Source organism: Reichenbachiella ulvae, assembly GCF_025833875.1.
Taxonomy (GTDB): Bacteria; Bacteroidota; Bacteroidia; order Cytophagales; family Cyclobacteriaceae; genus Reichenbachiella; species Reichenbachiella ulvae.
In genome coordinates, this window is sequence record NZ_JAOYOD010000001.1 from 3326378 (window position 1) to 3339186 (window position 12809).

The 12809-nt window shown below is 43.2% G+C and carries 13 protein-coding genes; 2 read left to right on the plus strand and 11 right to left on the minus strand.

What is annotated here, in order from left to right; genetic code table 11:
• Nucleotides 1-13: 13 nt before the first annotated feature.
• The gene (locus N7U62_RS13195; protein WP_264138451.1) at nt 14-1117 is read left to right on the plus strand and encodes a fatty acid desaturase family protein; all 1104 of its coding nucleotides are present in this window, start codon (nt 14-16) and stop codon (nt 1115-1117) included.
• On the opposite strand, the gene N7U62_RS13200 is transcribed toward N7U62_RS13195, so the two are convergent.
• The 11 genes from N7U62_RS13200 to N7U62_RS13255 all read right to left on the minus strand — a co-directional run bounded on the left by N7U62_RS13200 (nt 1118) and on the right by N7U62_RS13255 (nt 11155).
• The gene (locus N7U62_RS13200) at nt 1118-1897 is read right to left on the minus strand and encodes an ABC transporter substrate-binding protein (RefSeq protein WP_264138452.1); all 780 of its coding nucleotides are present in this window, start codon (nt 1895-1897) and stop codon (nt 1118-1120) included. It abuts the gene before it with no gap.
• Between the two features lie 440 nt (nt 1898-2337).
• Nucleotides 2338-2679, minus strand: a complete 342-nt coding sequence (locus tag N7U62_RS13205; RefSeq protein ID WP_264138453.1) for a hypothetical protein — start codon at nt 2677-2679, stop codon at nt 2338-2340.
• Nucleotides 2676-2843 carry a glycine zipper domain-containing protein gene (locus N7U62_RS13210; protein ID WP_264138454.1) on the minus strand — a complete coding sequence of 56 codons (168 nt, stop codon included), beginning with the start codon at nt 2841-2843 and terminating at the stop codon, nt 2676-2678. Before N7U62_RS13210 ends, N7U62_RS13205 begins: the two co-directional genes overlap by 4 nt.
• A gap of 64 nt (nt 2844-2907) precedes the next feature.
• On the minus strand, nt 2908-3897 hold the full coding sequence (locus N7U62_RS13215; RefSeq protein ID WP_264138455.1) for an NAD(P)-dependent alcohol dehydrogenase: 990 nt from the start codon (nt 3895-3897) through the stop codon (nt 2908-2910).
• 103 nt (nt 3898-4000) lie between these two features.
• Nucleotides 4001-5797 carry a helix-turn-helix domain-containing protein gene (locus tag N7U62_RS13220; RefSeq protein ID WP_264138456.1) on the minus strand — a complete coding sequence of 599 codons (1797 nt, stop codon included), beginning with the start codon at nt 5795-5797 and terminating at the stop codon, nt 4001-4003.
• 91 nt (nt 5798-5888) lie between these two features.
• On the minus strand, nt 5889-6371 hold the full coding sequence (locus tag N7U62_RS13225; RefSeq protein WP_264138457.1) for an anthrone oxygenase family protein: 483 nt from the start codon (nt 6369-6371) through the stop codon (nt 5889-5891).
• A 13-nt stretch (nt 6372-6384) separates the two neighbouring features.
• Complete coding sequence (locus N7U62_RS13230; RefSeq protein WP_264138458.1) at nt 6385-7020, minus strand: NAD(P)-dependent oxidoreductase; 636 nt, start codon at nt 7018-7020, stop codon at nt 6385-6387.
• Between the two features lie 7 nt (nt 7021-7027).
• Nucleotides 7028-7231, minus strand: a complete 204-nt coding sequence (locus N7U62_RS13235; protein ID WP_264138459.1) for a hypothetical protein — start codon at nt 7229-7231, stop codon at nt 7028-7030.
• Nucleotides 7232-7397: 166 nt separating this feature from the next.
• The gene (locus tag N7U62_RS13240) at nt 7398-8189 is read right to left on the minus strand and encodes a helix-turn-helix domain-containing protein (RefSeq protein ID WP_264138460.1); all 792 of its coding nucleotides are present in this window, start codon (nt 8187-8189) and stop codon (nt 7398-7400) included.
• A gap of 145 nt (nt 8190-8334) precedes the next feature.
• Entirely contained in the window at nt 8335-9813 is a 1479-nt protein-coding gene (locus N7U62_RS13245; RefSeq protein WP_264138461.1) for a serine hydrolase domain-containing protein, read from the minus strand.
• A 691-nt stretch (nt 9814-10504) separates the two neighbouring features.
• Nucleotides 10505-11155, minus strand: a complete 651-nt coding sequence (locus N7U62_RS13255) for a hypothetical protein (RefSeq protein ID WP_264138462.1) — start codon at nt 11153-11155, stop codon at nt 10505-10507.
• Between the two features lie 305 nt (nt 11156-11460).
• Between N7U62_RS13255 and N7U62_RS13260 the strand changes: the two genes are divergently transcribed.
• The gene (locus tag N7U62_RS13260; protein ID WP_264138463.1) at nt 11461-12804 is read left to right on the plus strand and encodes a DEAD/DEAH box helicase; all 1344 of its coding nucleotides are present in this window, start codon (nt 11461-11463) and stop codon (nt 12802-12804) included.
• Nucleotides 12805-12809 lie beyond the last annotated feature (5 nt).

Below are 12809 nucleotides of genomic sequence, written 5' to 3' on the forward strand. Positions count from 1 at the left end.
TTCAGGAAAAACTATGATTAAATACAAATTTAAAAGGAAAGAAAAGGATGACTTTTGGGATACACTCAGATCCAGAGTCAATGAGTATTTCAAAGACAATGAACTAGACAAAGATGCCAATGCATTGATGGAAAGAAAAACCATTGCTCTTTTCACACTCTACCTCACCCCTTACTTCCTATTGATATTTGCAGGCATCACCAACTACTGGATCCTAATGGCCCTTTGGGTCGTGATGGGACTGGGCAAAGCTTTCATTGGCACTGCCGTCATGCACGATTCGGTCCATGGCGCCTACTACAAAAATAAAAACCGCAACTGGTTGATCACCTGGTCAGCCACTCTAATTGGTGTAGACAAGCTGATCTGGAAAATACAACATAACGTGATCCATCACACCTACACTAATATAGAAGATACGGACGAAGACATCCTACCTCGCTTCTTTTTTAGATTCTCTGAGCACCAGCCCAAAAAGTGGTTTCACCGCTTTCAGCATATATATGCACCCGTCTTCTATTGTGTACCCATGCTGGAATGGCTCACAACTAAAGATTTCGCCAAGGCCATAGAATACAGGCAACGTGGTTTCATCAAAAAAGGAAGAGAGTTCAGAATAGAATTTACCAAAATCATAGGTCGCAAGCTTCTTTACTACATCGTCTTTATAATCATTCCAATCTTGATGATAGATATTCCTATTGGTGCAAGCATTGCAATGATAATAGGATCAAATGCTGTAGCAGGAATCATGCTTGCATTGATATTCCAACCCGCCCATGTAGTCCCGCTTACGGATTTCGTAAAGCAAGAAGAAGAAGACATGGAAAGCTGCTGGGCTTCTCATCAGCTCTACACCACAACTAATTTTGGCATGTACAACCCAATCCTGACCTGGCTGGTCGGTGGGCTCAACTTTCAAATCGAACATCATCTCTTCCCAGATGTCTGCCACATTCACTATCCTCAGTTAGCGACAATCGTCCAGAAGACGAGTAAAGAGTATGGACTGCCCTACCACAGCTTCCCAAGCTTCCGCGCAGCGGTAGCAGGACACTTCGGTCACCTGAAAGAGATGGGGAGATCGACTCAAAAGCTACAAGTCCAGGGAGCCTAGTTACTTTGTGGAGTGCAAAAGTTGCTGAAAATACGCCGCGCTGTACCTCAACCGACTCCCGTACCAGCTAAACATTTCTCCATCTACCAGAATCACCTTGGCATTGGGCAGCAGAGTCTGCATGGAATCGATGTGCTTTTCCTGGAAAGGAAAAGGCTCGGAAGACAACATCACGATCTCTGGATCTAGTTCTCGAATCTCCTGGTCACTTAGCTCAGGATACCGGGTATCCTGCACCACATTTTCCCAACCGCAGCACTCCAGCATCTCATGTACAAAGTTGTCCCTGCCAGCTGCCATCCAGGGCTTCTGCCAAATCAGATAAAGCACACGCTGAGATCCCAAAGTCGCTAGCTGCTTAAAACTCTCCTGGATCTCAGACACCAGAGCTCCCGCCTTTTCCCTCGTCTCGGTGATCTCACCCAGCCTTTGCATCATATCCAGCGCTTCCTCCAGTGTATTCACATCACTGACCCAGACAGGGTAGTCAGGCATCAGCGCCTCCACATCGGCACGGGTATTTTCTTCTTTGTTGGCGATGATCAGGTCAGGCTGCAATTGGGCAATCACCTCATGCTTCAACTGCTTGGTACCTCCCACACGAGTCTTGCTACGAAACCACTCCTCCGGATGAATGCAAAATTTGGTAATCCCTACCACCCGATCACCCAAGCCCAAATCAAATAGCAATTCGGTCAATGAGGGCACAAGGCTAATGATCCGCTGGGGTGTGGAAGGAATATCGATACTACGCTGGAGTTGGTCTGTGTATTGGGGCATTTTTGAATGGTCATTTGATCAACATCGACGAGGGTTAAAACCTCCTTGACGTTCTGCTTTGCAATTAAGTCGAAGGCAAGTTAATTTACAGCCTTTAACTAACCATATATGAAACAACTTTTCACATCGCTATTAATCCTTTTACCGCTGACAATCAGCGCTCAAACCAACAACATCATACAGGAAGACAATTGGTTTGATGGTGCTGTTTATGATGTTGATGGGAACAAAACAAAAGGGCAAATCAATTTCAACTATGCACTGAACAACCTTAGGCTAAAATCAGAAGATGGAATAAAAATTCACACTGCTAACTCCATTTCTTCATTTGAAATAGTAGTCAAAGGAAAAACACGCAGCTTTCATGTCCTTCCATACTTCGAGCCTTCAACAGGAAAAACAACTGACCTTTTCTTTGAACTACTGCACAAAAATGATTCTTACTTTGTGCTATCCAAACACAAATTAGTGACCAGTACATTAGTCACTAATGTAAACCCATCTACCACTTCTACCTCATCTATAGAAATCTCTGGCGACACATCGGTAATTCTGCCATCCTGTATCAGCACCATCTGCTGAGCCATGACAGTATCAGCCGTCATAGCGATGACATTAACATTTTTGATTAAGTAGCTATTTGTTTCTGCATCGGCAATATTGGAAAGCTTCAAATAACGAGTTTCGAATTGATCCAACACAATGGCACCTGAAGCCACTCCGATCAATACCAGGATGAAAGATCCTAGTAGAATAAGACTTACCTTCAGTACCTTATTCATTTTTCTTCCTTGTCTTTTTTGTCTTTGATAACAGAGGCTAGTCCAGCACCAAGGGCCACACCCAGACTTAACCAGAGTCCAATATTATCAGTAAGAACACCAATAACAACGCCCAACACTACGCCTATGAAAAGATAAGTGGTATTAAAGTTCTGCTCTTTCATTTCTATCTATTATGAATTTATGCATGTATAAAACCTAATGCCTTTCTTCAATAAAAGTAACGAATTAGGCGGTCAGTAAAACCACGTTTCCTCTTTTGTGCCCGGTATCAATGTATCGATGGGCCTCAGACAACTTGGCCAATGGAAATTGTCTATCTATGATAGTTTTCAACTTGCCAGATTGTTGCACCTCGACAACTTTTTCTAAAAGCTCTCTCAATTGATCATCTGATTTCAATCCGGTCGCTTCGAACCTCGCTTTCTTTTTACCGAATAGTTGAGTCCAAAGCATCTGTCCCAGCAAGGAAAAGCTCAATACCGGAGACAAATAACTTCCCTCCTCCTTCAAAATCGATTTACAAGCACCAAATGAACTTTTGCCAACACTATCGTAAACGCAATCGAATTTTGTCTCTGACTGATGAAAATCCTCCTGGCTGTAATCAATCACATGATCGGCTCCCAGCGACTTGACCAACCCCACATTCTTGGTGCTGGTCACGGCAGTCACGTCTGCACCAAAGTACTTAGCCAATTGCACCGCCGAACTCCCCAGACTCCCAGAAGCCCCATTGATCAACCAATGTTGGCCTTTCTTGATTTGAGCAATCTGATAGAGGAAATTGAATGAAGTCAAATGGCCATCGCAAAAGACAGCTGCCTCAGCAAAATCAAGATTTTCTGGCAATGGGAGAATAACGCCTTCCTCTTTGATGACCAAAAATTCTGCATTGGCACTAAATCCCAAAGTGGTCTCGCCGAATACCCGGTCTCCCTTCTTGTATCTGGAGACAGCTGAGCCTACCTCCTCGACATAGCCTGCAAATCCAGTTCCTGGGATAGGACTTTTGGGCTTAGTCAATCCCACAAACAAGCGTCCAAAATAAGGCTTTCCTGTTCGCATCATGGTATCCGCTCTGGTCGCCGATGTACTTACTACCCTTACCAATACCTCATCAGCTTTAGGTTCTGGTCTTTCTACTTCCTGATACTGAAACACCTCTGGAGATCCGTATCCATTGGCCACTATCGCATTCATTTTATTCGTTTGCATGTCTTTTTATTTTTTGATTCATAGCAAAAAGACAACAACTACATCAGGCATTTGTTCTGAATAAAAGGAAGAGGTTCCGAATTATAAATCCGTACTTATTTGTCTATGACTGATGGCTTTTCTGATAGGCTTTGGGGGTCATCCCAGTGAATCTTTTGAATGCGGTGTTAAAAACGGTCTTTGAACTAAAGCCACTTTCGTAAGCCAGACCGATGAGGGAAATATGAGAATTGGTAGGGTCGACCACCAGCTTTTTGAAATGCTCAATCCTACGCTCATTGATGTATTCATTAAAATTCTTATTCAACTTCTCATTGAGCAACCAGGACAATTGGTTCGGATGAATCTCGATCTGCTCAGCCAGAGATCGCAAACTCAATGAAGGATTGAGATAAGGGCAATCCTGGGAAACAAATGCCTCCAACACCTGCATGACAGCTTTAGAAGTAGCTTCATCCAAAGCAGAGCTATTGGCCTTTTTGTTGATGATGGGAGTTTGAGGGATTTTGAAAATTCTTTCCTTGTAGCCTTCGAATTTGGGGTGCTCATGAATGCTCCCTGCCAACGGATCAGCAAAGGCCAAAAGTAAAATAGACGATTGGTTATCAAACAGGTTCTCTAAGACTGCAAAAGCATCCTCGTACCTCTCCAGAGTTGAATAGACCATGTACAGATAAGCATGAGCCTGAAATGAGGTATTCGACTGTGACTGTTTCTCAAGCTCTGCCAATGTGGTAGTGAACTCCTCTCTGGTCCTATGCTTCAGCAGGTTCAGACATTTCAGTCCCAAACGTTCATCAGGCATGATCATCTCCGTAGGTACCGAATCCAGCAATTGCTCGAATTGTTCAGACTCATCCTGAAGGATCAATATATAAGCCTTCACGAGCAAGGCTGGAAGATTCCGAGGGTTGATAGTTAACAGTTCCTTAAGGAGAGCATTGGATTTTTCGTACTCCTCCATCCGGTAGTAATAATAGGCCTCAAAAAATTTCGTCTCCTCATTGAGCGGATCTATGGACTTGGCATATAGCAAATGTTCCTCCGCCTTTTTCCCGTCACTCCTCATCATATACAAGAAAGACATGAATTGCTGTGCCTCAGAATAGTTGGGCTTACTGGCAATTGCCTTTTGAGCATATTGCAAGGCTTTCTCATAGTTGGCCTCCGTAAAAAAAGCCTGATTGGCCAGGAGATAATTGAGCGGCGCATTATCTGGATCTATGGACTCAGCCTGCTGGATGGAAGATATAGACTTGGTCCAGGCTTCTTCCCTGGGAGCAAAACCCGCGACAGCCAAAAAACTATAAGCATCTGCCAATCCCGTATGCGCATCGATCATTTGTGGATCAGACCTCAGTGCCTCCTCGAAGTGCCCGATGGCCAAATTCACATCTTCCGGATTCCATTTGTTGAAAAGCTTCTTGCCTTTGAGCAAATGTTCATAGGCATTGAGGTTTTGCGTAGGTCGTTCGGCCAATTGATCCTCTATCTCCAAATGCCCAAAGTGCTCGCGCAGCTTATCCGCTATCAGTAGACTAATCTCATCCTGGATGTCAAAAATATTCTCCAGTTTTCGATCCCAGCTTTCGGTCCAAAACTGAGAATCATCTGCCACATGAATCAACTGAGCAGTAATCCGCAATCGATCGCCAGCCACTCGTACGCTCCCCTCTAGTATATTCCCTACCTGCAACTGCTCCCCAATCTGACTGATCGGAATCTGCTTCCCCTTGAAATAGAAACTGGAGGTACGAGAGGTCACCTTCAATTGATCGATCTGCGCCAATGCCGTAATAATTTCCTCCGTGATGCCATCACAAAAGAATTCATTGGCTCCATCCGCACTCATATTTACGAATGGCAGTACTGCTATCGATTTTTCAAAACTGTTTGTCATACTACCTGTAGTCTAAATTCAAGTTGGCTCGTCAGGTAAATATATTCTAAAGTATCCTGATTTGCAGCCAGCAAATAGTGCGTGCTCTATTTTACTTGCGTAGCAGGCTCCAGATGATCAGCGCAAAGGAAGCAATAGAAGCCAGCGTACGGATCAGATTGTAGCGATTCCACTTATCCTCTATTTTCTTTCTCATGACAGACCAATCTTCCGTCTTCAATTCTTCCAGATCCACGGCATCCAACATTTCGTTGAGTGGAATATTGCCCAGAATAGTCACCAGAAAGGCCCCTATCCAGTAAATCGCTGTGGCGAGCAGAAGGATTTTAAAATCGTAAGTCCCGTGACTACCATAATTAAGCGCTGCGGAAACCGGCAGAGAAACAATCGGCAGTATAAAAGCGAAATAAAACATAGGGTTCAGGATTTCTCGGTTCATGGATTGCAGCGAACTGAGATAGATATAATCATCCAATTGCCCGATCCCAGGCTTTACCGCATTGGTCCAGGTAAAAAATATACCGGCCATGAGACCGGTGGAGAATAAGGCCAGAACTACTGATATTGATTTCATAGTTACCATTTTCTTAATAGGATAGACCTGGAGTTTTCAATAAATATTGGTTCGAAGACAGCTGCTTCAAAATGAAATCAGCTACATCTGCCCGAGAGATTTTCAACTGGAGTTGTCGTTCCTGCGGGCCAAACCCATGCTGATACCTACCCGTCAAACTGCCATCAGTAAAGGCCCCTGGCCTCACTATCGTCCAATCCAGTCCACTGTTCATCACATAGTCTTCCTGCAGTTCATGATCCAGAAAAACCTGTTTCAGAAACCAACCGAACATGATTCGCTTCCAGAAGAAATTCAAATTGCTGTTGCTATCGCCGGCACCAAGCGTACTTTGGCAAATCAAACGACGCACGCCATGTTCCTTCAGTCCCTGGATAATGTGTTTGGTGCCTTCTGACCTCACCGTGCTTTTGCGACTGTTGCCCGAGCCTAGTGCGATGATCACGATATCATGACCCGCAATTGCCTCAGATACTGCTTCTTGATCATAGACATCTCCTTCGATGATCTGTAGTTGAGGATGCGCTTGATAGTCCAGACGCGATCGATCTCTACAAAATGCAGTCACTTCGATATCGCCTTTCAAAGCTTGCTGCAAGACGTGCTTGCCAATCGTCCCAGTGGGACCAAAAACGATTACTTTTTTCATGTTTCATTTATTTTAAAGTGTTCAACCAGTTTTTCAATGCGTTGCTTTCTTGCTCAGACAATCTAATGCTGCTGCCTCGTGGCATTCTTTTCCTCACGAACACCTGCTCGTAGATACTCGACCCATAGGCATCCATGTTCTCCTCTGTGAACACCCTGCTGGGATTGCGTCGGGCATGGCAGACGTTGCATTTGGATTCTAATACTTCCATTGCAGATTTCTTCTCCTCGGAGATAGAGGGATCAGCCCCGCTGGGGCATAAACAACAAGTGGTGGCGCAAAAATGGCCAAGGCAAAAAGTAGCTTCATTTGTCAATTAATTATGAGACAAAGAAAGCAGTAGGATCAAAGGGAAAATTGAACAAAACCGACAAAAGCTACTGAGCCAATGCCGTGTTTTTAAGATAAAATGAAGGGGTTTGCCCCGTGTAGTGCTTGAACACACGAATGAAATGGGACTGATCAGTAAAGCCACTGTCCAGACCTACATGAGTAAGGTTGTCGTACTCTGTTTGATTCAGCTTGTTAAGCGAAGTTTGAAACTGAATGATTTTTGCAAATTGCTTGGGGCTGAGCCCAATCTGCTGCTGAAAATTGCGTTCGAGGGTTCTTTCGGTTAGATATATTTCGTCACAAATTTCTTTCACCCTAACTTTCCCTTCCGACTCGACGACCAACTTGATGGCCTGCTGAATGCGATCATCCTCAGGAACTTGATGCACCTCAATCAACTCCTCGACCAGATCAGAAATGATTTCTATTTTTTGCGACAGTTCATTAGCGCTGAGCAACTTTTGGTGGTATTTTTTCGCATCTAGGTTGTTGAGTTGCAAGAGATCGTAGCAATCATCATTGAGTTCTCGCGGATCTACTCCCAATAGGTATTTGGATGCAAATGGGTATAACTGCAGAACCACAAACTGGTACTCCCCCTCCGACTCCAAAGTAATGGGTTCCAATGTTTGACCATAAAGAAAAAGTTCGGAAAGCTTCTTATCTCTAGGCTGAAGATAAAAACCCTTAGCAGATTGCTGAAACATAATCCCCGGATAGCCATCGGCATAGATAGGCAGTTCGTAGTGCCCCTTCTGATTCGAGGATTCACTGACCATGATGCAATTGACATAGGGTCTGATACTCTCTCTCAATATGTACTGAATCTCTTCCAATGGTTACAACGGATCGTGGACACTCGAAAAATGTACGTAAGCCTATGAATTAATGTTGGCAAATAGTGAAATCCAGGTGTAAGCTTCTCTAAAAACAGGACTGTTATCCTTTTTTTGATTCCTAAGGTTTACCAAGCCAAATGAACTATTTGGACTCATTCAACAATTCATTCAAGGCTTTTTTGGAACTTTCGCTGCCCAATTCAACTGCGTTTGTGTAGCACTTTACAGCTTCTTCTTTTTGGTTGTATTTTAGATAAGCCTCACCTAGCGAATCCCATAGATTACCATCCTCTGGAAAGAGTTTCACATTAAGTTCAAACAATGCTAATGCCCAATCAGGCTCGCTTTCTTTCTTCATTCTGCTATATCCAAGTCGATTGAGTATGGCAGGGTCATTAAATTCATCCTTAAGTTCCTTATTTAAAAAATCTGGCAATTCATCAGCATGGGTAGAAGGGTTCACCTTCATAAAATCATGAATCAATTCATAAATATTTTTGGAAATAGCTGTACAGTTGTAGTCCGAGTCGAAAATCATTTCACCTATTTCTCGGGCAACATTTTCTGATTCACGACCCAAAAACGCATTGGTTATGTAGATGACAACTACATCGTCATCTATGAACCTAACAAAGTCAGCGAAATACAGCCCGTTACTACCATTATGAGCAACGATTTTAGTATCTCTGCTACTTTGAGATATGGCCCAACCATATCCATAAAATGAGGTATTTTTATCATTTTCGGCTACATAGGGAGTTTCTTGAGCCAGTCTTGTTTCTGATGCTAAAACTGCATTGTTTTTTAAAGCAAGGTGCCATTTGTACAAATCCTCTACGGAAGAATGAATATCTCCCTTGCCTATACTATACCAATGCTTGTCATTGTAAGGGAGGTGCTGTTGAGTCGTTCCCCAATCTGCCCATTGCTCTTCATCTCTGTTATAGTAGTATCCATGTGCCAATCGTTCCGAACTAAAATTGATACTCTTATAGCCTGTGCTTTCCATTTGAGCAGGTTCAAATAGATACTCATTTAGAAAAGAACCATAGGTCTGACCTGAAACCGATTCTATTATTGCAGTGAGTATGATATAGTTGGCATTTGCATATTGGTAGTTTGTCCCAGGTTTAGATTGTAATTCTGATTCAAAAAATTCTTTTAAGAACTGCTCCTTACTTGCTTCATTGTATCTAAATCCTCCAGTCCTATTGGATATCCCAGATGTATGGGTTAATAGTTGATGAATAGTAATACCTCTTTTGTCTTTTGGTGCCTGATCAAAGTATGAACCTATCTTATCAGATGTTTTAATTCGTCCCTGCTCTACGAGTTTTAAAATAGCCGATGCGGTAAATTGTTTAGTTACAGAGCCAATATTAAAAACGGTTGATGGTGAATTAGGTATCTTATTTTTTCTATCAGCCCATCCATATCCATTGGATAAAACAATTTCACCTTTTTTTGAAACCAAGACAGCTCCAGAAAAGCCATTCGCCACGCTTGCTTCCAAATAAGAGTCAATTCTATTGACTAGCTCTTCATTCGTGTTTTGAGAAAAACAGCTTATGGTTGAAAAGATGGTGCATGCGAAAATCAGTACTTTAATAGATAGATTCATTTTTTGATTAATTGTTTGATGACAAGTAAGTCTGACAGATTTCTATTTTGTTACAGTTTTTATTCAAATTATTGCCAGCGCCTGGTATATGAAGGGTAGGCGGCTATTATATATTTATCTTATTGTAATTAGTTTATTCAAATTGGCATTTCTCTTTTTTTAGATTCTAACTTGATAGGCTATAAATAAGCAACCCAGGATGATGACTACATTTATAGTAGCTCGGATTGCCCATGGAAACTTCGAGTAATCAATTTTCGCATAGTCGCTTACAATCACACTGAGCCCCATAAATAAAAACCATGGTGTGAGGAGTAATGTGACTTTCCATTTTAATATCATGATGGCCAAATCATGTATCAATCCACAAACAGCAAATGTGATTATCAGGGACAATGCTGGAGGAAAGATGAGCTTAAGCGGTTTGAAGATATATTTCCCAAGATAATATCCCCATATCGGATTCCAGTACTGCCAAAATATAGCAAACGTTCCGGCTCCCAGAGACCGACCCAACATGTTGCGAAGTGAATCACTGTGACCTAATGGTACCCCATTTCTTCTTTTTACGTAATCAGATAAATTCAAATTAGCACCTTGTGTGTTTGACTCATTTAATTATTCCAGTCCATTAGAATCAAATAGTCTCACAACCCAAAAAACAATGGATCCTGACTTGTCAGACTAAGGCTTAAAATTTCCACCCTAAGTAAATCTGTGGCTCAAAGAGAAAGTAGTTCCTCCACTTATCGTCCAACTGCTTAAATCCATTAGGAGCATTGTTATCAGACGTCCAGAGCATACAATTAATCTGTGGTTCTACGAAAAAATGCTTCTTCTTGCCAAATGCGATATGGTAGCCCAAATGATAGGAAGTATAAAGTTTAAAGCCATTTTTGATTTTATTACCGTCTAGATCCAAATAGGTTTGAAGTTGAGGCAAAACTTCAGCAGTTGCAAATAACCCTTTCCATAGCATACGTTGGTAGGACATGCCTAATCCCATGGTTCGCACATGTCCTGGATAGTATTCACTTTCTGTTTCTATTTTATCCAATAGACCATCCCACCATGTGATTCCCATCGGCTGAAACAATCTAAAGTGGGCAAACTTCACACCTATGATGTTCTTATTATCTAGGTTTCTTTTGACATGAAGCTCTATGTGTTGTGTACTAGTATGATCGTCCCAAGAACTAAAAATAAGTGATTCAGGAACAAAATAAGGGATACTCACCCTCCACTTTTGGGTTACTTCAACCACTTTGTCTGAACGTGATGGCATTTGAGCAAAAGCACTAAATGCACATAGAAATAAAAGAATTGTAAATAGATTTTTCATGATTGTATTTTTTTAAAACCGATTTCAACAAAGCAGCTTTCTTTATCTCTAGTTCATCTAGTAAAGGAGAAAGGACTCATTATAGATTCTACTTTATCGAATTGATAATGCGAAGATGGAGTAGAGATGAAGGTGAATCGTTCTAAAATGTAATTCCGAACTTAATAGTGAGATTCGGCACCTATTCGGCAGGCTTACATTTGATTAGCATAAAATCTAATCTTCCCAAAAGCCAACAGCCAATCGCCAACAGCCCAATGGCAAAAGCAATTACTATTATCTAGCTTTGCCGGATGCATCAGGACATGAACACATTCGCATCCCTTTCCCTCAACAAAGCCATGCTTCGTGCCATCGAAGACTTAGGTTTCGATACGCCTACTCCCATTCAGTTGGAGGCCTTTCCAGTGATCTCCTCGGGATCGGATGTTATCGGTATCTCACAAACCGGTACGGGTAAAACCTTTGCCTACATGCTGCCCCTGCTACAGCAGCTCAAGTTCTCCAAAGAAAAGCATCCGCGCATACTCATACTCGTACCGACTCGCGAACTGGTGGTACAGGTGGTCGAGCAGATCCAGTCCTATGCCGCCTACATGACGCTCAGGGTCCTGGGGGTATATGGCGAATCCAATATCAAACTACAGCGTGCTGCGCTGGCCGAAGGACAGGATGTGATAGTGGCCACTCCGGGCCGTCTCTACGACCTGATCATAGACCGCTCCCTCCAGCCCAAAAACCTGAACAAACTGGTGATCGACGAAGTAGATGTGATGCTGGACCTGGGTTTTCGCACCCAGCTGACCAACCTCTTCGAGTTACTCCCTACCAAGCGACAAAACATCATGTTTTCCGCTACGATGACCGACGAAGTAGACGAGCTCATCGTGGACTACTTCACCACCCCGGAGCGCATCACTATAGCTGTCAGCGGGACTCCACTGGAAAACATCAAGCAGACTGCCTACCCTGTCAAAAACTTTCTGACCAAGGCCCGACTGCTCAACGAACTGCTGTCCGATCACAAGACCTACCACAAGGTTTTGGTATTTGTCTCCCAAAAGAAACAGGCCGACCGACTCTTCGATTTGGTAGAGGAAGCCTACGGCTCATCGGTGGGCATCGTCCACTCCAACAAGACGCAGAACTATCGCCTCCGCACCGTTCAGGATTTCGAAGAAGGGCGCATAAGGATACTGATCGCCACTGACGTGATCGCCCGTGGACTGGATCTCGACAAGATCTCGCATGTGATCAACTACGACGTACCCAACTATCCCGAAAACTACATGCACCGCATCGGCCGTACGGGCCGTGCCACCGAGCAGGGACAGGTCACCTTGTTCTTCACCGAAAAGGAAGTCCCCCAAAAGGAAGCCATCGAGGCACTGATGAACTATGAGATCCCGCTGCTGGATTTCCCCGAAGAGGTGGAAGTCACCGACCAGCTGATCCCCGAGGAGCGTACCCGTGTCCGTGAGAACAACTACAACCGCAACACCAAACCCAAAGAGATCATCCCGGATGCGGAAAAATTAGAAAAGAATAAAAAGGTAAACCAAGGGGGCTCCTACAAGCGAAAGATAGCTGCCAAGCACAAAAAGCCCATCACCCGCGGCGACAAGATTCAAAAGAGGAAGAGGAGGTAGTTGGT

Bases quoted from the DNA above. Each gene is read 5' to 3' on its own strand.
- N7U62_RS13195 (WP_264138451.1), top strand. From the start codon at position 14: ATGATTAAATACAAATTTAAAAGGAAAGAAAAGGATGACTTTTGGGAT.
- N7U62_RS13200 (WP_264138452.1), bottom strand. From the start codon at position 1,897: ATGCCCCAATACACAGACCAACTCCAGCGTAGTATCGATATTCCTTCC.
- N7U62_RS13205 (WP_264138453.1), bottom strand. From the start codon at position 2,679: ATGAATAAGGTACTGAAGGTAAGTCTTATTCTACTAGGATCTTTCATC.
- N7U62_RS13210 (WP_264138454.1), bottom strand. From the start codon at position 2,843: ATGAAAGAGCAGAACTTTAATACCACTTATCTTTTCATAGGCGTAGTG.
- N7U62_RS13215 (WP_264138455.1), bottom strand. From the start codon at position 3,897: ATGCAAACGAATAAAATGAATGCGATAGTGGCCAATGGATACGGATCT.
- N7U62_RS13220 (WP_264138456.1), bottom strand. From the start codon at position 5,797: ATGACAAACAGTTTTGAAAAATCGATAGCAGTACTGCCATTCGTAAAT.
- N7U62_RS13225 (WP_264138457.1), bottom strand. From the start codon at position 6,371: ATGAAATCAATATCAGTAGTTCTGGCCTTATTCTCCACCGGTCTCATG.
- N7U62_RS13230 (WP_264138458.1), bottom strand. From the start codon at position 7,020: ATGAAAAAAGTAATCGTTTTTGGTCCCACTGGGACGATTGGCAAGCAC.
- N7U62_RS13235 (WP_264138459.1), bottom strand. From the start codon at position 7,231: ATGGAAGTATTAGAATCCAAATGCAACGTCTGCCATGCCCGACGCAAT.
- N7U62_RS13245 (WP_264138461.1), bottom strand. From the start codon at position 9,813: ATGAATCTATCTATTAAAGTACTGATTTTCGCATGCACCATCTTTTCA.
- N7U62_RS13255 (WP_264138462.1), bottom strand. From the start codon at position 11,155: ATGAAAAATCTATTTACAATTCTTTTATTTCTATGTGCATTTAGTGCT.
- N7U62_RS13260 (WP_264138463.1), top strand. From the start codon at position 11,461: ATGAACACATTCGCATCCCTTTCCCTCAACAAAGCCATGCTTCGTGCC.